Consider the following 24,975-nt stretch of genomic DNA (forward strand, 5'->3'; position numbering starts at 1 on the left):
CCGGAGACGTCGGATGATGCGCAGGGTCCGGGGCCGCCTCGAGCCCCGTCGACCCGCCTGAGGGGGAATGGTGATGAGCACTGCCGCGTACGGGGCCTCCGGGCCCCGGCCCGAAGTCCGCGCGGTCGCCGGTGCGCTGCGCGGCAGCCGGGAAGCGGGCGTGGCGGTCTTCCGCGGCATTCCGTACGCCGAGCCCCCGGTCGGAGCGCTGCGCTTCGCCGCGCCACGGCCGGCGGAGGGCTGGAGCGGGGTACGGGAGGCGGTCTCGTACGGTCCGCCGCCCCCGCAGGCCGGTGTGTTCGGCATGGACGCGCTGGCGCAGGACACGGCGGGCGACGACTGGCTCACGGTCAACGTCTGGTCGCCCGAACCCGGCCCGGGCGCCGGGCTGCCGGTGATGGTGTGGATCCACGGCGGTGCCTTCGTGATCGGCATGTCCGGCCTCCCCGAGTACGACGGCGGCCGGCTCGCGCGGGACGGCGGTGTCGTCGTGGTGACGTTCAACTACCGCGTGGGCATCGAGGGCTTCGCCCAGATCGAGGGGGCTCCCGCCAACCGGGGGCTCCTCGACCAGGTCGCCGCTCTCGAGTGGGTGCGCGACAACATCCGGGCGTTCGGCGGCGACCCGGACCGGGTCACGGTCTTCGGCCAGTCGGCGGGGGCGGGATCGGTCGCTGCGCTGCTGGCGACGGACCATGCGGCCGGGCTCTTCCGCCGGGCCGTTGCGCAGAGTGCGCAGAGCACGTTCTTCTCGCCGGAGCTCGCCGCGGACATCACCGCCGCCTGCGCCGCCGAGCTGGGGCTGCGGCCCACGGTGGCCGACCTGTCCGGTGTTGCTCCGCATCGGCTGACCGCCGCCGGTGACGCGGTCAGCGCCAAGATGGACCGCTGGGCACATCGCTGGGGCCTGGCCGCGCACAGGTCGATCCCCTTCTCACCCGTCGTCGACGGCGACGTCCTGGCCGTCACTCCGTGGCAGGCCCTGACCGACGGCGCCGGCCGTGATGTGGAACTCCTCGTCGGCCACACCCGCGAGGAGCAGCGGCTGTTCACCGCCCTCGACGGTCTGCTGGGCCAGGTGACCGAGGAGCAGGCGGCGAGCGCCCTGCGTCTCTTCGCCCCGGGTCCGGACGGCGCGCGCCGCTACCGCGAGGCCTTCCCGGCGGCGGGCCCGGACGAGCTGTACGAGCTGGTCCATTCCGACTGGCTGTTCCGCATGCCGACGCTCCACCTGGCCGAGGCCCAGACGGCCGCCGGCGGCCGAGCGCACGTCTACGAGTTGACCTGGCCCGCCCCCGGCATGGGCGGCGCGTTCGGCGCCTGCCACGGCCTCGACGTACCCCTCGTCTTCGGCAACCTGGACCGCGGCCAGCCGGCCGTGCTGATCGGCGAGGCGCCCTCCCCGGAGGCGGAGGCGCTGTCCGCCCGGATGCGCGCCGCCTGGACCGCGTTCGCCGCCCACGGCGACCCCGGGTGGCCCGCGTACGACACCGGTCGACGCCTTGCCCGGCTGTTCGACACCCGACCGGCCGTCACCGCCTACCCCGAAGAACCCTCCCGCCTGATCTGGCAGGACCACACCTTCCCGGTGCTGCTGCTGATCGACCGGTAGTGCCCGTCGAAGGTGCGGACTTGTCCGGTATTGCGGCCCCGCACTACCGTGCCGGTGTGGATCTCTTCTCACGCTCCTGGACGGCGTTGCGCACGGCGGTCGCCGAGCTGCCGGACAAGGCCTTCGAGCAGCCGTCCGGCTGCACCGGCTGGCTCGTGCGGGACCTGGTGTGCCATCTGATCATCGACGCGCAGGACGTCCTGATCACCCTCGTCACCCCCGCCGAAGCCGAACCGACCGTCGACGCGGTGACCTACTGGAACGTCCAGGACCAGCCGCCGACCGGCGAGGATCCGCTCGACGCGCTGATCGTCCGGCTGGCCGCCGCGTACGGGGAACCGCGCCTGCTCACCTTCCACCTCGACGACGTCGGCTCCGCCGCCGGGCGCGCCGCGGAACTCGCCGATCCCGGCGCACGGGTGAGCACCCGCGGTGAGGTCCTCACCGCGGGGGACTACCTCACCGCGTACGTCCTCGAATGGACGCTGCACCACCTCGACCTGATCGCGCACCTTCCGGACGCGGCGGAACCGCCCCCGGAGGGGCCCGCTCGATCCCGCGCCATGCTGGAGGAGATCGCCGGCGCCGCGTTCCCCGCGTCGTTCAGCGACAAGGACGCCCTCCTGATCGGCACCGGCCGCCGGGCCCCGACCGCAGCGGAGCGGGCCGAACTCGGCGCGCTGGCCGCGAAACTGCCGCTCGTCCTCGGCTGACCCGCCCACGGGGCGGGCCGCCGCCGGGCCTCAGCTGCCACCGCCCCCTTCGGCACCGCCTTCCGCCCCGCCGCGGACCCGCTCCCAGGCCGCCGCGAACATCTCGTGCAGCGGCGCCGTCGGCAAGACCCGCCCGAACGGGCTGTGGATCTGGTTGCGCCACAGCGGCCGTACCGCGTGCGCCGCCAGCTTCACGGTCTCCAAGGGCAGGTGCGGGGCCTTCAGCTCGGTCCACTCCCCGGGCAGGAACAGGGTCCGGCCCGCCCGCGCCCGCTTGGCCTCCACCACCGCGCCCGTGCCGAGCAGTTCCGTCCGGGCCTGTCCGTGCTGCTTGGCCGACCAGCCGTTCCACCGCCGTACGTTCCGGTCGGTGGGTGCGGCCAGCGTCGCCAGCTGGAGGTACAGCGCCGCCGCGTCCGGGCCGACGCCCAGCTGCTGCGCCGCCCGCGCGACCAGCTCCGGGCAGGACTGTCGCGGATCCGCCTCGTACGCCCCGGCCGCCACCGCTCCCGATCGGGCCCGGAGCATCATCCGCTCCAGCCCGCCGCCGGTCAGCAGCGGCGCCACCCGGTCCAGCTCCTCGGCCAGGTCGGTGACCTCGCGGACCCGCCGCCACACCTCCGGATCGGCCACTGCCGCGGGCCGCAGGAAGGAGGCACCGCCGGGCGCGCACACCACCAGCGGCCCGGAGTCGTACGCGGTCACCGGAACCGGCCCCTCCTCCTTGCGGCCGTCCATCGCCACCGGCAGCTGCCCGGGCCCGAACCGCTCCGCAATCCGCGCCGAGGTGTCCTGGACCCGCCCACCGGGCAGCGCCACGAGCAGCTCCGGACGATCCAGTTCGGCGCGCAGCCGCTCGTACAGGGCCAGCGCGCCGGCCACCGCCGGATCGCCGACGGGCCGGTCCGTCCACGCCCACACCAGCGCGCTCGCGATCTGCCGGCACGAGAGGCCCACCGGCGTACGGTAGGGCAGCTCGGGCCCGGCCGGCGGCACGGCCCGGACCTCCGCTCCGATGCCGTACCGGGTCGCCGCCAGCTCCCAGCCGGCCGCCTCCACGGTCGCGTCCGCGGCAGCCCCGTACCCGCCGGCCAGCCGCCTGGCCCACACCTCGGGGAGTTCCAGTTCGGCCTCCAGGGTGTCGGCCGCCTCGTCGTGCACGGCCGGCTGCACCCCGATGCGCTCCCGCCACGCCCCGGCCATCCGCTCCACGGCTGCCTCGACCCCGCCGGGCCGCCACAGCTCTGCCGGATCCTCGGGCAGGGCCGCCGCCAGGACGGCCCGCCGGCCCGTGCCACCGAGCCGCGCGCGCAGCCGGTCGTAGGATTCGGCCGTCATCGGCGTGGCCTTGTACGGGGCCTTGCGCACCAAGGCGCGGTCCTCGTCGCGGTCGGGCCGGCCGACCAGACCTGACACCACCAGCCGGGCCACCGCCCTTCGTACGCCCGTCAGTTCGGCGAAGCGCGCAGCCGCCGACTCCGGAACCGGGACCGGCCCGTGCGCCTCGACCGCCGCGATCAGGGCCCGCAGCCGGGCGGCGTCGTCCCGCTCCACGCGGACGCAGCGCGCCTGCGCCGCCGCCGGTACCGGGTCGCCGGCCGGCTCCTCGGCCGCGGCCGCCACGAACCAGCACTCCGACCCGCCGGCGCGGACCGCCGAGGACGCCACCGCGATCCCGACCTCGCGCAGCCCGTCCAGGAGCTCGGCGGACGCGACGCCCACCCACCACCGGGTTCCCGCGCGGGCGAACGGCTGGTCGGCCCAGGTGTCCAGCAGCGCGAGCAGGGCGGACCGGGCCCCGTCCGGGGTCGGTGCCACGGCCGCCCGCCAGGCGGCGGCGTCGATCGCGCCCATCAGCTGCGACCAGTCGTGCGGCGGCGCCGGCGGCGAGAGCCGGCGTACCTCCTCCACGACGGTCCCCGCCAAGCAGGCGCCGTCGGACGCCAACGCGGTCAGCGTCGCGGCCAAAGGCGCGACCGGGTTCCGCCGCGACGGGTCCCGCTCCCCGGCCGAGACCAGCCCGAACAGCGCGGGCAGCAGCTCGGTGTCCGGCACGGACCGGCCCGGCAGGGCCGGCGGCGCCTCGGCGAGCAGGGTGACCCGCCGGTGCAGGGCGAGCCTGCGCTGCTCCACCCGGGCGGCCCGGGCGGCCACTGCCACCACCGCCTCGACCAGCACCGGGTCGGTGACGTCCGGCAACTCCCGGGACACGGCCGCCCGTAGCACCTGCGCACCGGCGTCGGCGGCCGCCAGCAGTGTGCCCGCCGTCTCCCGGCCCACGGCCCGCAGTGCCCGGGAACCGGCGGCGTCCCGGGTCCGCAGCAGGTACCAGAACGCGGGCGGCAGGGCCACACCGCCCGAGGCGGTGGCCCGCCGGACCGGCTTCACCCGCGGATGCCGGGGCGAGTGGTGCCCGTCCAGCTCCCACAGCAGGCTGCCGTCGGCGGCGTACGCGCGCACGCCCGTCCGCGTCTCCGCCTCGGCGAGGACCACGTCCTCCACCGCACCCTCCGGCGGCGCCCACAGGGCCCACGGCTCCTGCCCCTGCCGGTCGATGTCGAAGCGGGCCGTGCGCCCGTCCACGCTCTCCACCAGGAAGTGGTCGGGCGCGTGATGGCGGTGCCGGGTACGGAACAGCACCCGGGTCCCGACCAGCCCGTCCCGGCTGCCCAGCGGGGAGCCGGTCAGACCGGCGGGCAGCGGTGCCAGCTGCAGGGCCTCCGCGGCCAGGGTCATGCCGATCTCGGAGGGCTCGGCGGCCGGATCGGTGCTCGCGGGGCGGCCCGGGAAGTCCGGCAGCGCGAGCGCGCCCTGCGGCTCCCCGGTGACCGGGTCCACCGGCTCCCACGGCCGGCGCCCGAACACGGCGTTGGTCCAGATCCGCGCACCGTCGCCGAGCTGCAGTTCGTCCCGGTCGATGCCCTCCGTGCCACCCGGACGCAGCACCCGTCGACCGCCGTGGCGCCCGCCCCCGTCGGCGGTCTCGAACTGGAATCCGTACGCCCCGTCCAGACTGCCGCCGAAGGGCACCAGACCGCCCAACTCGTCCGGAGTGAACGGCTGCGTGGGGCGGTCGGCCCAGACGGCGGTGTCGCAGTAGTACGGGCTCGGCTTGACCGTCCAGCTCACCAGGAACGAGCCGCCCACGTAGTGGACCGCGTACATGGTCGCGCCGTCCGGCACCGTGAACCGGCAGGATCCCCGCACCCCGTCCGGGTCGACGGCGACCGCCCGGTCCCGCCCGAACACCGTCAGCACCGGCCACGTGGTGGTCACCCCCGCCACCCCCGGCAGCACCCCGTCCGCCTCCTCGGGCCCGGCGCCCGCCGCGAACTCCGCGTACACCGACTCCAGGGCCGGCCAGGCCAGTTCCTCCGGCAGACCGGCCGCGAGCGAGCGCCGCAGCGCCCCCGCCGCTCCCGCCGCGGCGAGGGCGTCGCAGATCCCGCCGAGCGCCGATGCCGTCGGCCGGTCCAGCAGCGTCTCCAGCTCGGCCACGGCCTCCTCGGCTCCGGCCATGCCGCCGCCCGCGACGGTGTCGACGAGCTTGCCCACGCGCCCCGCGACCTCGTGGGCGATGCCCTCGTTGCCCGGCAGCAGCGTGACCGCCGACCCGGCCCGGCGCCGCCGGTCCGGCGCCCACCGGGGCAGCAGGTCCGCGTGTACGGTCCCCTCCAGGCGCGGGCCGAACACCGGGTCTGCGGCCAGCGCGGACAGGTCCCGCCGGGACCGCTCGGCCCAGAAGCGCATCCGCATCTCCGGGCCCGGATCCACGACCGCCACCCCGGCCGCCAGACAGGCGTCCAACACGTCCGCGTCGAAGCCCTGGTAGTGGTGCCGGGTGGTGTGCACCGTCACTGCAATACCCTCCGACCGCAGCCTCGGCCCCAAGCGGCCCACCAGGTCGAGGAATTCGACGGGCAGCGGCTGACGCGCGACCCCGCCGCCGGACTGCGCCGCGTACTGGTACATGTGCACGAAGTGCCCCACCCAGCGGTGCAGCCCGCCCTCCGGTACCACCCGCCCGGCCGCCATGGCCTCGGCCGCACCGCAGCCGATCAGCATCCGCAGCCAGGCCCCGCCGTCGGTGGTCCCGTCCGGGAAGACCTCGACCAGCCCCGCCGCGATCGCGTCCGCCGGCGGATGGGCGGACAGGACCGGGCCCGCGGCATCCAGCAGGGCGTCCGGCACGGACTTCTTCCGCGTGACCGACAGGATCGCGCCCGCCATCCGCGCAATCTCCCCGTCCCCGTGCCCCGCGGCCTTGGCGGAGGCCCGCACCCGGCGCACCAGATCCGCCGGCAGGTCCGCCGCCGATCCCGCCCACGCGGTCAGGAACGCCTCGAGCGCCGCGTGCGCGGATGCCGGCTCCAACGTCTCGGCGAGGAACCGCTGATGGGCTCCGAACTCCTTGGCCGGCATGGCCCCGCCCGCCGCGAACAGCAGTGCATTGGCCCTGCGGTAGCCGGGATCCACCGGGAGCCCGTGCTCGGCCTCGGCTGCCCGCGCCGCGCCGTAGGCCCGCCCGCCGGGCCGGCTCCCGTAGCCGATCAACCGGTGGCCCACCGTGTCCCAGAACCACGGCAGATGCGCCGGCGGCAGCCGCCGCGCCCGCGCCGCCATCGTGTCCACGAACCGGCCGGGCTTGGTCCAGGACCGGCCGAGTTCGGTGCGCATGCCTTCCATCAGATCGCGCGCGACGTCGACCGCGTCCGGGTCGTGTGCGGCGACCCAGTCCGCGTACGTGGTCGAAGCGTGCGGGCCGGCGGCGGGAAGCAGGGGTTCCAGCGAGACGATCATGCCTTGGATCGTCGCACGCCCGACTGACAGCGGAGCCTTCGCGTCAGTGCGTGAAGGCGCCTGCGTCTCCCGGCTCGGTCTCCAGCGCCTCACGGTCGAATTTCAGCATGACGAGGAAGAACAGCCCGCCCGCGAGGAGCAGTCCTACCACGATCACGACGGAGACCAGCGCCTCCCCGGGGGTCACCAGCACGAACAGCGCGATGAGCGTCCACACCAGCGCGCAGATCGCGATCGGCAGCTCGAAGCGCCCGAGGTCGAACGCGCCCTCCTTGCGCCCGAGCCGTTCGCGCACCGCCAAGTAGAGGACGATCGTGGAGCCGTAGGTGATCGCCGGGAGGATCGTCGACGCCGTGATCAGCTCGAGCAGTGCGGCGCCGGGCAGCGCGACCATCAGCAGGACCCCGAGGGAGAAGATCAGGATCGTCGCCGGGATCGGCGTCCGCGTCCGCGGGTTGACCCGCCGCATCAGCCGGTCCGCTTCAGCTCCTGCCGGTAGCCCCCGAGCTCGACGGATGCCCCGCCGCCCTCGGGGTCCGCCGATGGTTCCGCCACGACGGCCACCTCGCCTCTCCTCGGCCCCTCCGGTTCCGCGCGCAGCGGCAGGGCTCCGACCAGTTTGCTCCTCCTGTCGCCTCTGTCACGTTTGTGGCGGCCGACGCACGTGACCTCGCCCCGAACGGCTGCCTTTCAGTGCGTCAGTGGTGTCGCTCACAGGGCGCGTTGATGGATTCAAGGCGTATCGGGGCTGCGCCTTCGATCCCCAGAGCAGTCCCGCCTCCCGCCATGGATCCCGCAGGCTGTGCCCTGTCCGGCTCCGCACGGGGCATCGGTATGGGAGTGCGGCTGTCGGAGGCGGGTGGCACCATCTGGCGCGGTGATCAGACCAGCTACAGGGGGTAGGCATGGCGAGCACGTACGACTGGCCGCGCGGAGCGGAGAGTGCGGACAGCGAGGCGCTGGAGCGCTGGCTGGATGCGCGGGGGTGGGAGGTCGATCCGACCGTCTTCATGGCCGGTGTACTGGGCCCGGCGGTCCAGGTCCGCCGCATCGGCCGCACCTGCCAGGAGGCCGAATCCGGCTTGCTGATCCTGCCGGGCGAGACGGTGTCGTTCGACGGGGACCGCATGCGGATCATGCCCCGCACACCGGCCCCGGCGTAAGGGCCGGCCTGCCGATCCGCTACTTCACCGAACCGGCCATCACGCCCTGGACGAAGTGCCGCTGGAAGGCGAAGAAGACGACGAGCGGGACCACCAGCGACAGGAACGCACCCGGCGCGAGGACGCCGATGTTGCTCCCGAACTGCCGCATCTGGGACTGCAGTGCGACCGTGAGCGGCTGGGACCCGCTGTCCGCGAAGAGCAGTGCCACGAGCATGTCGTTCCAGACCCAGAGGAACTGGAAGATGGCCAGGCTCGCGATGGCCGGCCGGCCGAGCGGCAGCACGAGCCGCGAGAAGATCCGCCACTCGCTGCCGCCGTCCATCCGGGCGGCTTCCAGCATCTCGCGCGGTATCTCGGCGAAGTAGTTGCGCAGCAGGAAGACCGCGAACGGCAGCCCGTAGGCGACGTGGAAGAGGACGACTCCGGCGATCGTGCCGAACAGCCCCACCGCGCCGAAGAGTTTGGCCACGGGCAACAGCCCGATCTGCACGGGCACGACCAACAGCCCGACGACCACGAGGAAGATGCCGTCCCGGCCGGGGAATTCCAGCCACGCGAAGGCGTATCCGGCGAGTGCCGCGATGCCGACCACCAGGACGGTGGTCGGGACCGAGATGAGGACGGTGTTCCCGAAGGCCGCAGCGATGCCGGAGTCCTTCAGCAGGGCGCCGTAGTTGTCCAGGGACAGCTGGGACGGGTCGGTCAGCGCGGTCCACCAGCCGTCGGAGGCGTTGTCCCGCTCGGAGCGCATCGAGGACAGGAACAGGCCCGCCAGCGGGGTGATCCACACGAGGGCGACCAGGATCAGCAGGCCCTGGACGACCGAGCTGCGCAGCAGGCGCGACAGCCGGCTCCCGCGACGCGGTCCCTGCGCGGAGGGGGCCGGGACGGGCTTCACCGGCGGTGTCGCCCGCCAAGGCCGCCGGCGCTCGATGGTGCTGTGGCTGCTCATGCTCCGCTCCTTCGGAAACGCCGGATGTTGAAGACCATCGCCGGGACGACCAGCAGCAGGAGCACCACGCTCAGCGCGCTGCCGAGCCCCTGGTCGTTGCCGCCGCCGAACGAGACCAGCCACATCCGTGTGGCCAGTACGTTCGCCTCTTCCTGGACCGGTCCCGGCGCGATGATGTAGACGAGGTCGAAGACCTTCATCACGTTGATCACCAGGGTCACGAACACCACGGTGAGCACGGGCGCGAGCAGCGGCACGGTGATCCTGCGGAAGATCTGGCCCTCGCTGGCCCCGTCCATCCGCGCGGCCTCCAGCGCATCGCGCGGGATCGCCGCGAGCCCGGCGCCGATCAGGACCATCGCGAAGCCGGTCCACACCCACAGGTACGCACCGATGATGGCCGGCGTCACCAGCGCGGGGCCGAGCCAGTTCACGCCCTGGTACGGCGCCGCGAAGTTGGCCGCGGGCAGCCGTACGGTGTACGCGCCGTCGGCCAGCCCGGTGAAGCGGAACGACCCGTCGGCGGAGGCGGTCGTGGTCGCGGCGACCCGGCCGTCGTTCCGTACGACCTCGACCGTCATGCCGGGCAGGCCCTTCTCGCCCGGGTCGACCCTGCCCGGTGTGCCGGCGCCGCCGGGGGCGAAGTCGAGGTAGACGACGCCCCCGATTCCGTCCGCGCCGGGCGCCGCGGCAGCGGCGGCCTTCGCGTCGGCGGGTATCGCGTCGGGTGCCACCCCGACGAAGCCGAGGCTGACCGTATCGCCGGGACGTACGGTCTGCCCGGTGCTGTACGGCCCGCCCGCCCGGCCGGTCAGACCCTGGCCCTCGCGGGCACGGGCCGTCGGATAGGCGGCGGTGTCGTCGAAGCTGTCGTGCACGCCGACGACGACCGCGTTGAGCACGCCCCGGTTGGGGTCCTGCTCGTAGGCGAGCCGGAAGACGATGCCCGCGGCGAGGAACGACACGGCCATCGGCAGGAAGAGCACCAGCTTGAACGCGGTCGCCCAGCGCACCTTCTCGGTGAGCACGGCGAGCATCAGCCCGAGTCCGGTCAGCAGGAGGGGGGCGACGACGACCCAGATGGTGCTGTTGCGGATCGCCTTGAGGGTGGCCGGGTCGTCGATGATCGCCGCATAGTTCCCGGCGCCGACGAATCGGTCGCCGCTGGCGTCGAAGAGACTGCGGCCGACGGAGAAGACGACCGGGTAGACGACCAGCGCGCCGAGCAGCAGCAGGGCGGGCAGGACGAAGGCGATCGCCAGGCGGCGTTTCCTTCGCTGGGCCCGGCGCCGCGGGTTCGCCGCGGCGCGGGCGGCCCGGGTGCGGGCGGTCAGGGTGTCAGCCATGGTGGCCGCCTCAGTTCCCGTACGCCTTGGCGGCTGCGGCCTCGAGCTCCGCGGCCGTGCCCTGCGGGTTCGAGGGGTCGCGCAGGAAGTCCTGGAGGAGCTTCCATTCGCCCGCGCCCTTGGTGCCGCCGAACGCGGCCGGGGCCTGGTCCGACATGTCGAAGCGGACCGAGTTGCCCGCCGCGACCAGCGACTTGGCGGTGCTGCGGGTGGTGTCGTCGCCGTACGCGGCGAGGTCGACCTCGGTGTTCGGGGACAGGAATCCGCCCGCGCCGGCCCAGACCTCGGCCGCCTCGGGGCCGGCCAGGAATTCGACCAGCTTCATGCCGGCCTTGTTGTTCTTGGCGTCCTTGAGGACGACGGCCGCGTCACCGCCGCTGACCACCGGCGTCGTACCACCGTCGACCGCGGGGAAGGGGAAGAACTTGGCGTCCTCCCCGAGCTTCTTGCCGAACTGGTCCTTGGCGACCCCGCCGACGAAGTCGCCCTCGTAGACCATGCCCGCCTTGGGCTGAGGGCCGAAGACCTGCTCGACCGACGAGGGGAAGTCGGTGCCGAGCGCGCTCTGGGCGCCGCCGGCGACGAGCTGCTTGTCCTTGAACAGTTCGCCGAGGGTGGTCAGCGCCTTGACGACGCTGTCGTCGGTCCACTTGATCTTGTGCTGGGCGAGCTGGTCGTACTTCTCCGGCCCGGCCTGCGAGAGGTAGATGTTCTCGAACCAGTCGGTGAGGGTCCAGCCGTCCTCGCCGGCTATGGCGAAGGCCGGGCGGCCGGAGTCGGCGAGCGTACGGCCGGCCTTCAGCAGGTCGGCGTAGCTCTTGGGCTCGCTGACACCGGCCTGGGCGAAGGCTTCGGGTGCGTACCAGACGGTCGACTTGTGGGCGGCCTTGAAGTACAGGCCGTAGTACTTGCCGTCGACGCTGCCGTAGTTCTCCCACACCGGGGCGAGGGAGGCGCCGGCCGTCTTGGCGGCCTGGTCGGACAGGGGGAGGAGCCAGCCCTCCTTGGCGAACTGCCGGAGCACGCCCACCTGGGGAACCATCACCACGTCGGGCGCGTTGCCGCCCTCGATCTTGCTTCCGACGAAGGTGGAGACGTTGTCGCCGGAGGGGACGAAGACCGTCTTGGCGCCGGTCTTCGCGGTGAAGGCGTCCAGGACCTTCTTGAAGTTCTTCTGCTCGCTGCCGGTCCAGACACCGGCCACGGTGACGGTCTGGCCGCTCAGTTCACCGCCGCTCGCGGTTCCGGTGGTGCCGCCGCCGCAAGCGGTGGCGCCGAGGGCGAGGGCGAGGGCCGCCGATGCGGTGGCAGCGGTCCGCCGGGTCGTCTTGCTGGGTCGTCGCATGATGAGCTCCTGTTCGGGAGGTCGGTACGTGGGAGGCCGGCAGCCGGGGAGGTCGGCCGGTGGGTTCAGGGGGTCGGGCACTCGGCCGTCCACCAGGCGGCGGTCGCCGCGGGGAGCACACCGTCGCGGCAGGGGCCGCTGGCGAGCAGCGGGGGCCCGGCGACCGGCGCGGGCACCGGCTCCGTGCCGAAGTTGACCGCGCAGATCAGGCCGTCGCCGCGGGCGATCGCCAGTACCTGCGGGGGTGCGTCCAGCCAGCGCAGGGCGCCTTCGCCGAGCTGGGGCAGGCTGCGCCGCAGCTGGAGGCCCTCGCGGTAGAGGTGCCAGAAGGAACGGGTGTCGGCCAAGGCGCGGTCGGTGGCGTGCTCGGCGAACCACTCGGGCTGCGGCAGCCACGGTCTGGCGTCGGCCACGCTCTGGCTGAAGCCGAACGGGGAGGCGTGTCCCGACCAGGGCAGCGGCACGCGGCAGCCGTCCCGGACGTGCTTGCGGCTGCCGGTGCGGTGGAAGATCGGGTCGGTGAGGACCTCGTCCGGCAGGTCGAGCACCTCGGGAAGGCCGAGCTCCTCGCCCTGGTAGACGTACGCGGCACCCGGCAGCGCGAGCATCAGCAGGGCGGCGGCGCGGGCCCGGGCGGCTCCCAGCCCGCTCCCTCCCACCCCGGGCTCGCCCGCGTACCGGGTGACCGTGCGCACCTGGTCGTGGTTGTTGAGCACCCAGGTGACGGTGGAGCCGGTGCCGGCGATGTCGCGTATCGCCTCGGTGATCGTCGAGCGGAAGGCCTCGGCGTCCCAGGGCGCGCTGAGCAGGTCGAAGAAGAACGCCTGGTGCAGCTCGTCGGGGCGGACGTACGCGGCGTGTTCGCGCGCGGTGGGCACGGACACCTCGCCGACCAGCAGCCGTTCGTGGCCGTCCCGGGCGGCGTACTCCTCGCACACCGAGCGCCAGCGGCGCCACACGGCGTGCACCTCGGGCCGGTTCCAGGCCAGCTGGTTGACGGCGTCGCGGGCGCGCTCGTCGGCTCCGGGGTCGTCCGAGTCGGGCAGCTCGGGGTGCTTGAACAGTCCGGCGGCGACGTCGATGCGGAAGCCGTCGACCCCGCGGTCCAGCCAGAAGCGCAGCACCTGCTCGAAGTCGTCGCCCACGGCCGGGTCGCGCCAGTTCAGGTCGGGCTGCTCGGGCGTGAAGAGGTGCAGGTACCACTCGCCGGGGGCGCCGTCGGGCCCGGTGGTCCGGCTCCAGGCGGGTCCGCCGAACATGGCGCGCCAGTTGTTGGGCGGCTCGGCACCGTCCGGGCCGCGGCCGGGCGCGAAGTGGAAACGGGAGCGCGGGGCGCTGCCCGGCGCTGCGGCGAGCGCTTCCAGGAACCACGGGTGCTCGCTCGAACAGTGGTTGGGGACGATGTCGAGCAGCAGCTTGAGCCCGAGCCGGCGGGCGTCGGACACCAGCCGGTCGAACTCGGCGAGGTCGCCGTAGACGGGGTCGACACCGCAGTAGTCGGCGACGTCGTAGCCGTGGTCGTGCTGCGGCGACGGGTAGAAGGGGCTGAGCCAGATGCCGTCGACACCGAGCTTGCGCAGGTAGGGGAGCCCGGCCCGGACGCCGGCCAGGTCGCCGATGCCGTCCCCGGTGCTGTCGAGGAAGCTGCGGACGTAGACCTGGTAGATCACCGCGTCGCGCCACCAGGGAGCAGGTGTCGCGGTGGTGCGGGAGGGGTGGCCGGTGTCGGCCGGAAGGGTGCTGAGCATCTCGCGTCGACCTGTTCTGCTGAATGCGAGAGCGCCCCGGATCGGTGCGCTGTTATGCATGCATGTTAAGTAGCAGCGACCGGAAGGTGTCAACGATGTGTCCAGAAACAGCGAAAAGCTGGGATGGTTTGTACCGAAGTGCCCGCATGCACGACGAAGGGCCTCTACTTAACATGTAAGTAGAGGCCCTCGGGAAGTGTCGGGGGAGTGGAGGCGTGGAGGAGGCGGAGTGGTGCGATCAGCCCTTGCGGGACAGGGGCCCGAGCTCGCGCGCAAGCCGCGCCGTCGCCTGCTCTGGCGTCTGGCGCTGCGCCATCACGTCCTGCGCCACGGCCTGCACGGCGAGGCTCACCTGGTCGTAGCGCGGACTCTTCGGGCGGGGCACCGCCGACAGCACGCTCTGGCGGAGCGTGGGCAGGTACGGATACGCGCGGATCAGCTCGGGGTCCTCGTACAGCGCGGCGCGCACCGGTGGCAGCGAGCCCTCGGTGAGCACTTTCCGCTGGACCCGCTCACTGGTGAGGTAGGAGATCAGATCGGCCGCCGATGCCGGATGCCGCGCATGGCTGCTCACGGCGAGGTTGGAGCCGCCCAGCACGCTGGTGCCGGGCCCGTCGGGCCCGGGCAGGGGCACGGCGCCGAACCTGCCCGCGACCTTCGACCCGGGCGCGCCGGCGTCCGCGTACACGTACGGCCAGTTCCGCAGGAAGAGCAGCCGGCCGTCCTGGAACGCCTGCCGCGACTCCTCCTCCTTGTAGCCGAGCGCCTCGCGCGAGATCCAGCCGTCGCGCACCCCGTCCGCGAGGAACCGCAGTCCGGTGCGCGCCGCGTCGGAGTCCACCGTCACGCGCGCGCCGTCGTCGCGCAGGATCGAACCGCCCGCCGACTGCACGGCCTCGGTGACGTTGACAGTGAGGCCTTCGTAGGGCAGGAACTGGCCGGCGTAGCCGTCCAGTCCGTACTTCGGGGCGATCGTGCGTGCCTGGCGGACCAGCTCGGCCCAGGTGCGCGGTGGTTGCTCGCCTTCCTGCTCCAGGATGTCCTTCCGGTAGTAGAGCAGCCCCGCGTTCGTGACGTACGGGACCGCGTACAGCCTGCCGTCGAAGGTCGCGGTGTCGACGACCGGCCGCAGGAAGGCGTCCAGGGGGAAGCGGTCGCGCTCGAGCGGGGAGATCCATCCGGCCGCCGCGAACTCGGACGTCCAGGCGACGTCGATGTTCAGCACGTCGAACCGGTCGCGGCCCGACCGCAGTTCGCTGATCATCTGGGCCCGGGTCTCGTCCGCCGAATCGGGCAGCTCGACGAGCGAGACGCGCTCGTCGGGATGGCCGTCGTTCCAGTCGTCGAGCAGCGGGGAGAGGTAGTCGGTCAGATCGCCCGCCGTCACGAGCGTCAGGGGACCGCGCCCCTCCGCGGCCGGGCTCGCGTCGGCGCCCGCACCGAAACCGGCGTACCCCGCCAGCACCACCGCCCCGACCAGGAGAGCTCTACCCGCGGCACGCATCCACCGCATAGATTCCTCCCAGTGCACGATCCGGCTGCGCTGCCGACCATCGGTGGCCTATATATACCCGTTAGGCATGGGCGATACTAGACGTCCAGGCAGACGAGGCGTACGGCGGCTGCACCCGGTCCGCTGCCGAGTGAACCGTTGACTACGGAGCGGGAAGGAGGGGGAGCGAGTGCGGCTGGCGCTCCTTGCGCTCCTCACCCGTAGCCCTGCGCACGGTTACGAGCTGAAGCAGGACCTTGAGAAGCTCCTGGGTGCCGCGTACCCTCAGCCCAACGTCGGCCAGATCTACGTCACCCTCGGCAGGCTGGAGAAGAGCGGCCTCATCGAGGGCGAGGACGTCGAGCAGTCGGGCCGGCCCAACAAGCGCACGTACCGGCTGACCGACGCCGGGCGCGAGGCCGTACTGGCCTGGTTCGAGGAAACCGCCGAGGAGCCCCGGGTACGGGACGAGTTCTTCATGAAGCTCGCACTCGCACCGCAGTCGGGTCTGGCCGATCCGATCGCGCTGATCAACAAGCAGCGGCGGCAGTACCTCAACACCATGCGGGACCTGTCCAAGCTGGCGGCGGCCGAGGACCGCGACAACAAGATCTCCCAACTGCTGATCGAGGGCGCCATGCTGCACCTGCAGGCCGACCTCGACTGGCTGGAACGCTGTCAGGAGGAGCTGGAATGAGCGACGACGCCACCACCGACGCCACCACCGCTCCTGCCGTGCCCGCGCCGCCCGCCCCGCCCATCGTGCGCGCCGAGGGCCTGACCAAGACGCACCACGGCGAGGGCGTGCCCGTACATGCCGTGCGCGGGGTGGACCTGTCCGTCCGGCCGGGCGAGTTCGTCGCCGTCACCGGGCCGTCGGGAGCCGGCAAGTCCACGCTGCTGCATCTGATCGGCGGCCTCCAGCGGCCCGACAGCGGGAAGCTGTGGCTCGGCGGAGAGCGGGTCGACGAGTACCGCGAGGCACGCTGGGCGGTCCTCAGGCGCCGCAGCATCGGCGTCGTCTTCCAGTTCTTCAACCTCGTCTCCAACCTCACCGTCGCCGACAACGTCGAACTGCCCGCGCTGCTCGCCGGCGCCTCCCCCAAGGCCGCCCGCGCCTCCCGCGCCGAACTGCTCGCCGAACTCGGCCTCGAAGGCCGCGAGCGCTCGATGCCCGGCGAGCTGTCCGGCGGCGAGCAGCAGCGGGTCGCGCTCGCCCGCGCCCTGGTCAACCACCCCACGCTGCTGCTCGCCGACGAACCGGCCGGCAGCCTGGACAGCAAGGGCACCCGCGAGGTGCTGCGGCTGCTCTCCCGGTTCCACCAGCGCGGCCAGACGATCATCATGGTCACCCACGACGCCCGGATGGCCAGTGCCGCCGACCGCGTCATCAGCTTCTTCGACGGGCGCATAGCCGACGACGCGCAGCTCGACGGCGGCGGGCGGCGCGGGCCCGCCCGCGGCGTGTCCGGCGTACTGGACCTGGACCCGGAACCGAAGCGGTGACCGTGCGGGCCACTCTGCGCTGGGCGCACGCCGACTTCCGGGCACACCGCGGCGAAGCCCTCTTCGTCGTGCTGGCCAGCGCCGGGATCATCGCCTCGCTCCTGCTCGCCGGCGCACTGTTCAGCTACGCCGCGAACCCCTGGCAGCGGATCTTCAACCAGTCCCACGGCGCGCACATCTGGCTGCAGACCCGCGCCGGGGCGGACATGGCCGCCCTGTCCGGCGTGGACGGGGTCGCCGCCCTCTCCGGTCCCTTCCGCACCACGGCGACGACGGTCGAATCGCGCGGCGCGCGGGTCGGCGTGACGCTGCGCGCGGCCCCGGCGACGCCCCCGGAGACGGGCCGGCCGCTCGTCACCGCCGGCAGCTGGCTCCCCCGGCCGGACGACGACGCACGCGGCGACAGCGGCACCGGGGCCGGCACCGACACCGGTGCCGTCGTACTGGAGGCCTCGGTCGCGCGGGCGCTCTGGGCCGAGCCGGGCGACACCGTACGGGTCACCGGGCCCGACGGCGCCCCGCACGTACTGCGGGTGAGCGGGATCGCCGAGGTGGCCGAGCCCCGCTACCACCCGGGCGGCGGCCCCGGCATCGGCTGGGTGCTCTCCGCCGCCCTCGACGGGATCGCCCACGGAGACACCGGGCAGAGCGTGGGCCTGCGCCTGGAGGATCCGGACGACACCGACTTCATCGTCCAGCGCGCCGTGACCGTCCTCGGCGCCGACCGGGTGGCCCAGGTCACCAAATGGCAGCAGGCCCGGGCCGAGGCGGGCGGCGACGACCGGCTCCTCGGCCAGATGTTCGCCGTCTTCGGCCTCGGAGCACTGCTCGCGGCGGCGCTCGCCGCGGCCGGTGCGATCGGCGCCCGGGTGCGCGGCCAGCTCAGGGACATCGCCGTCCTCAAGGCCGTCGGCTTCACCCCCGGCCAGGTGACCCGCGGCTTCCTCGTACAGCACCTGGCCTTCGCGCTGCTCGGCGTGGCCCTCGGTACGACGGCGATCGCGCTGCTCGGCGCCCGGATACCCGGGCGGATCGGAGAGGCCGCGACGGTCTGGCAGGACCTGCCCGGCCACGCCGCGCTCATGATCGGCGTCCCCTGCGGCGCGGTGCTGCTCATCGCGGCCGCCACCGGACTCTCGGCCTGGCGGGCCGGACGGGTGCCACCGGTGCCGGTGGCCCGCGCGGCGCTGCCGTCCGCCGCGCCGATGACCGCGCTCGGCCGGCGGGCCCTAGGGATCCGGGTGCCTCCCGCGCTGGTCCTGGGGTGGCGGGCGGCGTTCCCGCGCCGCGGCCGCACGCTCGTACCCGTGGCCCGGCTCGCCCTGCCGCTCGTCCTCATCACGGTCGCGCTCGTCGCCTGGTCGACGCTGGACCAGTTCCGCAGCCGGCCCGCGCACATGGGACTGCCCGCGGCGCTGACCGTACGGGCAGAACAGCCCGCCGGGTCGTCCGACGCGGAACTGGAGAAGACCCTCGCGGCGATCCCCGACGTCGCCGCGGTCCATCCGGGTGCCGAGATGGCGGCGCTCGTACCGGGGCAGACCGGCACCATCACGCTCCGCGGGCTGGGCACGGCCCGGGACCCGTACCCCTCCAAGGTGGTGGAAGGACGCGCGGTCGGCGGTCCGGACGAGGCAGTGGCCGGGCAGGGACTGCTCGACCTCCTCGGGGTGCGGGTCGGCGCGTGGGTGCGGATGACCGTCGAGGGACGCCCGCAGATCCTGCACCTCGTCGGCCGCACCATCGAACCCGAATCCGGGGGCCGGGTGATCACCACGACCGTCGACGCACTGCGGGAGCGTGATCCGGGGCTGCGGCCCGACTACCACGCCCTGGTGCTGCGCAAGGGCGCGGACCCGCGGGCGGTGAGCGCCGCGCTCGCCGTGGCGGCGGGCGGAACGCTGGAGGTCAGGGAGACGCCCAATCCGGTGGACCGGCTGGAACCGGCGCGCGGGGTGATCGCCGCCCTGATCGCGGTGCTCGCGCTGATCGGGCTGATCGACCTGCTGACGCTGATCAGCACGGGCGTACGCGACCGGGGGCGGGACCTGCTCGCACTGAAGGCGATCGGGCTGACGCCCCGGCAGATCGGCGCGATGATCGTGACCGCGGCCGGACTGACCGCGCTGGCGTCCGCCGTGGTCGGGACGACGGTGGGGGCGCTGTCCGGCAGCTGGCTGGTGGACACCCAAGGCGCATCGAGCGGGATCGGCGCGGGCATCGCCCAGCTGCCGCCGCTCCCTGTGCTGTTGACGGTGGTCGCCGGGGCGGTCCTGGGCGCGGTGGCGGCGGCGCTGGTACCGGCGACACGGACGGCCCGGCGCAGGCTGGCGGACTCCCTGAGCGAGACGCTGTGAGCCCCGGGCCACGGCGCCCGGGGGTAGGTGTCAGAGCCCGCTACTAGTCTTCGGGCCATGATCGAGTCTTCCGAGGGCTTGCCCTGCGACGTGGATGAGTTGTTCGCGGATGCGGGGCGTCTCGTCTCCGCCGAACCCGATGGGATCCTGGCGTTGTCGGACCGGGCGCGCGGCTCGCGCGCCCGGTTCGTGGCTGCGGTGTACCGGGCTTCGGCAGACGTGCACCGGCACTTCGACGCCGCGCGCCGCCGGCAGGTACTGGCCCTGGACGCGGCCCGGCTGGGTGACCGCGACGTGGCCGCGTGGCTGGCCGCTGCCGAGGTGACCGGCGAACCCCCTGCGCAGTGGGCGGTGGACTGGGCCGGCGGCTCTCCAGTGGACCATCGGCTGCTGAGCTCCCTGACCGGCCACAGCGGCCCGGTGCTGGCCGTGGCGACCGCGGTGGTCGACGGCCGGCCCGTCGCCGTCACGGGCAGCCGGGACAAGACCGTGCGCATGTGGGACCTGGCCACGGGCCGCCCGCTCCACGAGCCGGTGACCGGCCGCACCGACCCGATCTCGTCCACGACGGCAGAGGTCATATCCGTGACCACGGCAGTGGCGGGCCGGAAACCCGTGGCCGTCACGCTGAACACCGACACGTCGGTGCTCCTGTTCGACCTGGCGACCGGCCGTCAGACCGGGGAGTTCGTCCGAGTCCTGGAGAGCACGACGGTGGACGGTCGCAGCGCCGTTCTCACGATCGGGGTGGACCGGAATGCGTGCCTGTGGGACATGGCAACGGGCCGCCGGGTCGGCGAATTCGCGCACGTGACGGACGTGGCGGTGCTGGACGGGCGCCGGGTGGTGCTCACCTCCGCAGCGGACGGGGCGGTCCGTGCGTGGGACGTGGCGACCGGCCTGCAGGTGGGGGAGTCCCTGGAAGTGGTGAGCGCCGCATCGCTCGCCGGGCGCCCTCTCGCACTCACCGAGGGGGCGGACCAGACGCCGCGGCTGTGGGACCTGACCACCGGCGACCCCGTCGACGACCCCGGGACCGCCCCTGCAGACCTGGAGGGTCCGGATGCCGAGCCCATACCGTACGTATCCGCGGTGACGGTGCTGAACGGACGAGTCGTCGCCGTCACGGTCGACACGGGAGAGGAGACGCTCCTCGAGGACGTGACGACCGGTCGCAGGATCGGCGCAGCTGCGCGCGGGGTCGAGACCGCCGTGATCGGAGGCCGACGCGTCGCGCTCGTGGCCGGTGACGACGGGACCCTGCGCATCTGGGACCTGACCACCGGTCGTCAAGGAGCGGACGGCGTACGTGTCGTGGAGACGCTCGTGCCGGACGGACAGCACCTCGCCCCCGCCGTCGGGGCCGACCGGGAAGCACGCGTCTGGGAGCAGATCACCGGCCAGCGCGACAGCCGGTCGCAGCTGGGCAGCAGCACCGGCGCAGCCGGCTCTGCCGGCGCCGCGCAGAGCGTGGTGCTCGACGGGCAACCGGTCACCCTCACCGCCGAGGACGACGGGCTGGTACAGGTACGGGACGCGGCCACCGGGCTGCCCGTGGGCCGACCGCTCACCGGCCACACGGATCGCGTCTGGGCCGTCACCGCCGCGAACGCCGGTCAGCGCACTCTCGCTGTCACCGCCGGCCTCGACCGGACGGTACGGGTGTGGGACATGACGACCCGGCAGCAGGAGGGAGCCGCGCTCGGCAGCCACACGGGCCAGGTCTGGGACGTGGCCACCGCCGTCGTGGACGGACGACCCGTAGCCGTCACCGCAGGCGCGGACCACACGGTGAAGACCTGGGACCTCACCCGCACCCTGCAGGGCGGCCCACCCCTGTCGGGGAACACCGGTTCGGTCCTGGCGGTCGCCACCGCCGATCTCGAAGGGCGGCCCGTCGCCGTGACGGCAGGCGCCGACCAGGCCGTACGGGCCTGGGACCTGGCCACCGGGCGGCAGGCCGCCCGGGCCCTCACCGGCTTCGAGAGCGAGGTGTCCGCCCTGGCCACCGCAGTGGTGGACGGCCGGGTCGTCGTCGTCACCGCGGCGCCGGACGCCAGGGTGCACGTCCGGGAACTGCTGGGCGGCCGGTACCTCCATGAGCCTTTCCCGAGTCACCAGGGCAGGGTGCTGGCCCTGGCCACCGCAGTGCTGGACGGTCGGCCCGTCGCCGTCACCGCAGGCTCAGACCGGACCGTGGGCATCTGGGACCTCGCCACCGGGCGCCAGGTCGGCGAACCCCTCGTCGGTCACTCCAGCAGGATCCTGGCCCTTGCCACCACCGAGCTGGCGGGACGGCCCGTCGCGGTCACGGGGAGCTGGGACCGGACGGTCCGCGTGTGGGACCTCGCCACCGGCCAGCAGGTCGGCGAACCCCTGGCCGGACACACCGACTGGGTGACCTCGGTGGCGACCGCGGTGGTGGACGGGCAGCCCGTCGCGGTCACCAGAAGCCGGGACGACACCGTGCGCCTGTGGGACCTGGCCGCCGGGCGGCAGATCGGCAGCGCCCCGGCACGCCACACGGGCTCGGGCCGGGCCATGGCCGTCACCGGCATCGCGGGGCGGGCCGTGGTGGCCGTCGGCCAGGAGCGGACGGTCCAGCTCTGGGATCTCACGACCGGCTGCGAGGTGGGGACCGAGTACGTGCTCCCGCTGCCGGTCGGAGCGCTCGTCGCCGCGCCGGGCGGAGCGCTGGTGGTCGCGTTCGGGCCGGAGGCCGCGGTGCTCAGCCGGCCGACGGCTCACCCCGGGCACGTCGCCCGGGCGCTCCGGAAGGAAAATCCCCCGGCCCGCGCCCGGCCCGGTGGCTAGCATCGGCCGGTGCACGCCGAACCCCGCCCCTGGTCCCCGTATCCGAAGATCCCCGCCGGCCGCCGGCTGGGCGAGACCGGCGGGCGTGAGTGGGTCGCCCAGGAGAAGATCCACGGCGCCAACTTCGCCGTCGTCTGTGATGACACCGGTCCGCGCCCGGCCAAACGGCGCGAACTCCTCGCGGACGGCGGCCTCGACGAGTTCTTCGGCGTCGGCCGGATCTGGCCGGCCCTGGCGGTCGCCGCGAGCCGGTGCGCCGGGCTGCTGCGGGAGCGGTACGGGGCCGCGGCCTCGGCCGCAGTGACCGTCTACGGTGAACTCGCGGGCGGCCGCTATCCGCACCCCGACACACCCCCGGTGCCGGGAGCCGAGCCCGTGCAGACCGGCGTCTGGTACGCACCGGAGCTGCTGTGGCTGCCGTTCGACGCGACCGTCGCCACCGGCGACGACGGCCTGTGCTGGGTCTGCGACCAGGCACTGCGGGCCGCGGCGGACGCGGCCGGTCTGCACTGCGCGCCCCTGCTGGCGCGGGGCACCCTCGCGCGGGTCGGGCAGCTGCCGGTGGTCTTCCCGACCCGGCTGCCCGCGCTCCTGGGGCTGCCCGCCCTGCCGGACAACCTCGCCGAGGGCATCGTCGTCAAACCCGCCGGGGAGTCATGGACGGCCGCCCCGCCGATGGCCAAGCTCAAGCAGCCCGCCTTCGCCGAGGACGAGCGCTTCGCCGGGTCCCGCCCCTACCGGGCTCCGGCCGAGGGCGCGGCCGGCGTCCCCGGCTGGCTGCTGGCCCACGCCTCCGGACTCCTCACACCGGCCCGGGCCGCGTCGGCGGTGAGCAAGCTGGGACCTCGTACCCCGGAACGGGAGGTGGCCGCCGAGATCGCCCGGGACGCCGCGGACGGGACCGAGGAGGCACTGGGCGGGCTCGACCGGGCCACACGGCGCGCGCTGGAGGATGCCCTGCACGCCGGAGCCCTGTCCCTGACCCGCTTCGACGCAGCCGACCGCCGCCGGACCGGATTCACTCGGTGACACGCGCCTGCGGCCCGTCCGTGCGGCCACGACGCACGGCACAGTGGAGCCATGAGCGCTGACGACAGGAACATGCTTGCCCGGGCCCGCGTGTCGACCAGGCTTCCGGCCCAGGACCTGGACCGGGCGCGGCGCTTCTACGCCGACCAGCTCGGTCTGGAGCCCGTCGACGAACGGCCCGGCGGGCTGCTGTACCGGTGTGCAGGCACGGAGTTCGTCCTGTTCAAGTCGACGGGCGCCTCGACCGGCACCTTCACCCAGATGGCGTTGGAGGTCGACGACATCGACACCGCCGTGTCGGAACTCAAGCAGCGCGGAGTGGTCTTCGAAGAGGTCGACCTGCCGGGGTTCCGGACCCGGGACGGGATCGCCGAGATCGAGGGGAACTACCCGAGCAAGGGCGCGCGCGGAGAGCGCGGCGCCTGGTTCCGTGACAGCGAGGGAAACCTGCTGGGCATGGGCGAGCCGGTCGTCTGAGTCCGCCCGCCCCGCCGGGCGCGGCCCGCTGCCGGGCCCGGCAGCGGGCAGCTCACTCCCCGAACGCGCCGTGCCGCCCCGCACCCGAGGCGAACCGGCCCGCTCCGGCCTGGGTCTCGCCCGCGGCCAGCGGCACCAGACCGTGCCGGTACTCTCCCGCCAGCGCCTCCGCCTCGTCCAGCCCGTGCTGCTCCAGTACGGACAGCCGGTCGTGGCGCAGGCACAGTTGGGGAAACGCGGCGATCTCGCGGGCCAGCGCCTCCGCGGCCTGCCGGGACCGACCCGTGGGCACCACACGGTTGGCGAGCCCGATCCCGTGCGCCTCGGCGGCGCTGACCGGACGTCCCGTCAGGATCAGGTCCATGGCGCGGCTCTCGCCGATCAGGCGGGGCAGCCGTACCGTACCGCCGTCGATCAGCGGCACGCCCCAGCGGCGGCAGAACACCCCGAAGACCGCGTCCTCCTCCGCCACCCGCAGATCGCACCAGAGCGCCAGCTCCAGGCCCCCGGCCACCGCGTGCCCCGCGACGGCCGCGATCACCGGCTTGCCGAGCCGCATCCGGGTCGGTCCCATGGGCCCGTCCCCCGACGCGAGCACCTGGTTGCCGCGCTCGGTGCCGATGGCCTTGAGGTCGGCGCCCGCGCAGAAGGTCCCGCCCTCGCCCCACAGCACGGCGACGGCCGCGTCCTCGTCGGCATCGAACCGGCGGAAGGCATCGGCGAGCTCGGCCGCCGTCGGACCGTCCACGGCGTTGCGGACCCCCGGCCTGCTCAGGATCACCGTGAACACCGGGCCGTCCCGCTCCACCCTTACCGAGGCCTGCTCGTCCGCCATGCCGCACCCTCCCGCTCGCCGGCCTCCATTGTGCGGGAGGTCGGCTCCGCGAGCGGTGTGATGTCCGATGCAGGGTTTGCGCTGAGGGTTTCAGCCCCGACCGGTGAATTCCCAGGCCTGGATGTCGCGGTAGTGGATCGGGCCGGGGCCGCGGCCTATGTTGCTGCCGACCAGGTGGAGACGTGCGGCCTGCCAGGGGCGGCCGGTGAACCCGGTGAGTGCGGCGGCGACTTCCACCGTGCTGGAGGCGTCGCTGCGGCGGGAGCGGGCCAGCGTCAGGTGCGGGCGCAGCGGCCGGTCTTCGAAGGCGATGCCGCATTCCCTGACGACGGTACGCACCTGCGCGGTGAGCAGGTGCAGTTCCTCGAGCTCCCCGTCGATCCCGCTCCAGAGCACCCGGTGGTCGAAGTGCCCGCTGCCGCGCAGCGCCAGCTCCAGGGGCCGGTGCGCGGCGGCGAGGGCGGCGAGCGGCGGCTGCAGCAGCGGGACCGCGGCGACCGGGAGTTCACCGAGGAAGGCCAGCGTGATGTGCCAGTCCTCGATGCGGTTCCACCGCATGCCCGGGTAGGCGTGGTAGGCGGGCCGCAGTTCCCGGGCCAGTTCCTCCTTGGCGTCGTCGGGCGGGGCGAGGGCGATGAACACACGGACGGTCGGGGGCTGGATCTCTTCGTTCACGAGGGACTTCGTACCGCACCCCGGATGATCCCGTCATCTTCCGCGGCGCTGTCGTGTGCCACCTCGAGCCGAGGCGGCAACGACTCCTGCTGATCCGCACGGCCGCGC

At 73.7% G+C, this 24,975-nt stretch carries 18 protein-coding genes; 9 read left to right on the top strand and 9 right to left on the bottom strand.

Annotated elements, in window-relative coordinates:
• Window positions 1-73 precede the first annotated feature (73 nt).
• Window positions 74-1,612 (top strand): carboxylesterase/lipase family protein, encoded by a 1,539-nt coding sequence (locus tag OG299_RS36300; RefSeq protein WP_327363847.1) that lies wholly within the window; start codon window positions 74-76, stop codon window positions 1,610-1,612.
• A 56-nt stretch (window positions 1,613-1,668) separates the two neighbouring features.
• Entirely contained in the window at window positions 1,669-2,325 is a 657-nt protein-coding gene (locus tag OG299_RS36305; RefSeq protein WP_266632631.1) for a maleylpyruvate isomerase N-terminal domain-containing protein, read from the top strand.
• A gap of 30 nt (window positions 2,326-2,355) precedes the next feature.
• On the opposite strand, the gene OG299_RS36310 is transcribed toward OG299_RS36305, so the two are convergent.
• A complete protein-coding gene (locus OG299_RS36310; RefSeq protein ID WP_327363848.1) occupies window positions 2,356-7,125 on the bottom strand; it encodes a hypothetical protein in 4,770 nt (1,589 codons plus the stop codon).
• 43 nt (window positions 7,126-7,168) lie between these two features.
• A complete protein-coding gene (locus OG299_RS36315; protein WP_405704801.1) occupies window positions 7,169-7,594 on the bottom strand; it encodes an APC family permease in 426 nt (141 codons plus the stop codon).
• A 436-nt stretch (window positions 7,595-8,030) separates the two neighbouring features.
• Between OG299_RS36315 and OG299_RS36320 the strand changes: the two genes are divergently transcribed.
• Window positions 8,031-8,288 (top strand): hypothetical protein, encoded by a 258-nt coding sequence (locus tag OG299_RS36320; protein WP_266632638.1) that lies wholly within the window; start codon window positions 8,031-8,033, stop codon window positions 8,286-8,288.
• Window positions 8,289-8,307: 19 nt separating this feature from the next.
• Here OG299_RS36320 and OG299_RS36325 read toward each other — a convergent pair whose 3' ends face one another.
• The 5 genes from OG299_RS36325 to OG299_RS36345 all read right to left on the bottom strand — a co-directional run bounded on the left by OG299_RS36325 (window position 8,308) and on the right by OG299_RS36345 (window position 15,195).
• Window positions 8,308-9,243 (bottom strand): carbohydrate ABC transporter permease, encoded by a 936-nt coding sequence (locus OG299_RS36325; protein WP_266632640.1) that lies wholly within the window; start codon window positions 9,241-9,243, stop codon window positions 8,308-8,310.
• On the bottom strand, window positions 9,240-10,589 hold the full coding sequence (locus tag OG299_RS36330) for an ABC transporter permease subunit (RefSeq protein WP_327363849.1): 1,350 nt from the start codon (window positions 10,587-10,589) through the stop codon (window positions 9,240-9,242). The genes OG299_RS36325 and OG299_RS36330 overlap by 4 nt, the downstream gene beginning before the upstream one ends.
• A 10-nt stretch (window positions 10,590-10,599) precedes the next feature.
• A complete protein-coding gene (locus tag OG299_RS36335; protein WP_266632644.1) occupies window positions 10,600-11,934 on the bottom strand; it encodes an ABC transporter substrate-binding protein in 1,335 nt (444 codons plus the stop codon).
• A 65-nt stretch (window positions 11,935-11,999) separates the two neighbouring features.
• Window positions 12,000-13,682, bottom strand: coding sequence for a glycoside hydrolase family 13 protein (locus tag OG299_RS36340; RefSeq protein WP_266632646.1), 1,683 nt, complete (start codon window positions 13,680-13,682; stop codon window positions 12,000-12,002).
• A 238-nt stretch (window positions 13,683-13,920) separates the two neighbouring features.
• Window positions 13,921-15,195, bottom strand: a complete 1,275-nt coding sequence (locus OG299_RS36345; RefSeq protein ID WP_327363850.1) for an ABC transporter substrate-binding protein — start codon at window positions 15,193-15,195, stop codon at window positions 13,921-13,923.
• 169 nt (window positions 15,196-15,364) lie between these two features.
• Here OG299_RS36345 and OG299_RS36350 point away from each other — a divergent pair, with 169 nt between their 5' ends.
• From OG299_RS36350 to OG299_RS36375, 6 genes are read left to right on the top strand one after another with little or no spacing between them, the layout of a single operon-like run.
• Complete coding sequence (locus OG299_RS36350; protein ID WP_030869259.1) at window positions 15,365-15,871, top strand: PadR family transcriptional regulator; 507 nt, start codon at window positions 15,365-15,367, stop codon at window positions 15,869-15,871.
• Window positions 15,868-16,680 carry an ABC transporter ATP-binding protein gene (locus tag OG299_RS36355; protein ID WP_327363851.1) on the top strand — a complete coding sequence of 271 codons (813 nt, stop codon included), beginning with the start codon at window positions 15,868-15,870 and terminating at the stop codon, window positions 16,678-16,680. The genes OG299_RS36350 and OG299_RS36355 overlap by 4 nt, the downstream gene beginning before the upstream one ends.
• Before the next feature lie 2 nt (window positions 16,681-16,682).
• Complete coding sequence (locus OG299_RS36360; protein ID WP_327363852.1) at window positions 16,683-19,037, top strand: ABC transporter permease; 2,355 nt, start codon at window positions 16,683-16,685, stop codon at window positions 19,035-19,037.
• Between the two features lie 57 nt (window positions 19,038-19,094).
• Window positions 19,095-21,851, top strand: coding sequence for a WD40 repeat domain-containing protein (locus tag OG299_RS36365; protein ID WP_327363853.1), 2,757 nt, complete (start codon window positions 19,095-19,097; stop codon window positions 21,849-21,851).
• A gap of 9 nt (window positions 21,852-21,860) precedes the next feature.
• Complete coding sequence (locus tag OG299_RS36370) at window positions 21,861-22,880, top strand: RNA ligase family protein (protein WP_327363854.1); 1,020 nt, start codon at window positions 21,861-21,863, stop codon at window positions 22,878-22,880.
• Between the two features lie 51 nt (window positions 22,881-22,931).
• On the top strand, window positions 22,932-23,357 hold the full coding sequence (locus OG299_RS36375; RefSeq protein WP_327363855.1) for a VOC family protein: 426 nt from the start codon (window positions 22,932-22,934) through the stop codon (window positions 23,355-23,357).
• A gap of 52 nt (window positions 23,358-23,409) precedes the next feature.
• On the opposite strand, the gene OG299_RS36380 is transcribed toward OG299_RS36375, so the two are convergent.
• Together OG299_RS36380 and thpR are read right to left on the bottom strand one after the other, a co-directional pair.
• Window positions 23,410-24,192, bottom strand: a complete 783-nt coding sequence (locus tag OG299_RS36380; protein WP_327363856.1) for a crotonase/enoyl-CoA hydratase family protein — start codon at window positions 24,190-24,192, stop codon at window positions 23,410-23,412.
• Between the two features lie 90 nt (window positions 24,193-24,282).
• Window positions 24,283-24,867: an RNA 2',3'-cyclic phosphodiesterase gene (thpR, locus tag OG299_RS36385; RefSeq protein ID WP_327363857.1), complete on the bottom strand. Its 585-nt coding sequence runs from the start codon at window positions 24,865-24,867 to the stop codon at window positions 24,283-24,285.
• Window positions 24,868-24,975 lie beyond the last annotated feature (108 nt).

Source organism: Streptomyces sp. NBC_01296 (assembly GCF_035984415.1).
In the GTDB taxonomy this organism is placed as follows: Bacteria; Actinomycetota; Actinomycetes; order Streptomycetales; family Streptomycetaceae; genus Streptomyces.

Excerpts from the sequence above, each read along its gene's own strand:
- OG299_RS36300 (WP_327363847.1), top strand. The coding sequence starts at position 74 with ATGAGCACTGCCGCGTACGGGGCCTCCGGGCCCCGGCCCGAAGTCCGC.
- OG299_RS36310 (WP_327363848.1), bottom strand. The coding sequence starts at position 7,125 with ATGATCGTCTCGCTGGAACCCCTGCTTCCCGCCGCCGGCCCGCACGCT.
- OG299_RS36315 (WP_405704801.1), bottom strand. The coding sequence starts at position 7,594 with ATGCGGCGGGTCAACCCGCGGACGCGGACGCCGATCCCGGCGACGATC.
- OG299_RS36320 (WP_266632638.1), top strand. The coding sequence starts at position 8,031 with ATGGCGAGCACGTACGACTGGCCGCGCGGAGCGGAGAGTGCGGACAGC.
- OG299_RS36325 (WP_266632640.1), bottom strand. The coding sequence starts at position 9,243 with ATGAGCAGCCACAGCACCATCGAGCGCCGGCGGCCTTGGCGGGCGACA.
- OG299_RS36330 (WP_327363849.1), bottom strand. The coding sequence starts at position 10,589 with ATGGCTGACACCCTGACCGCCCGCACCCGGGCCGCCCGCGCCGCGGCG.
- OG299_RS36335 (WP_266632644.1), bottom strand. The coding sequence starts at position 11,934 with ATGCGACGACCCAGCAAGACGACCCGGCGGACCGCTGCCACCGCATCG.
- OG299_RS36340 (WP_266632646.1), bottom strand. The coding sequence starts at position 13,682 with ATGCTCAGCACCCTTCCGGCCGACACCGGCCACCCCTCCCGCACCACC.
- OG299_RS36345 (WP_327363850.1), bottom strand. The coding sequence starts at position 15,195 with ATGCGGTGGATGCGTGCCGCGGGTAGAGCTCTCCTGGTCGGGGCGGTG.
- OG299_RS36355 (WP_327363851.1), top strand. The coding sequence starts at position 15,868 with ATGAGCGACGACGCCACCACCGACGCCACCACCGCTCCTGCCGTGCCC.
- OG299_RS36365 (WP_327363853.1), top strand. The coding sequence starts at position 19,095 with ATGATCGAGTCTTCCGAGGGCTTGCCCTGCGACGTGGATGAGTTGTTC.
- OG299_RS36375 (WP_327363855.1), top strand. The coding sequence starts at position 22,932 with ATGAGCGCTGACGACAGGAACATGCTTGCCCGGGCCCGCGTGTCGACC.
- OG299_RS36380 (WP_327363856.1), bottom strand. The coding sequence starts at position 24,192 with ATGGCGGACGAGCAGGCCTCGGTAAGGGTGGAGCGGGACGGCCCGGTG.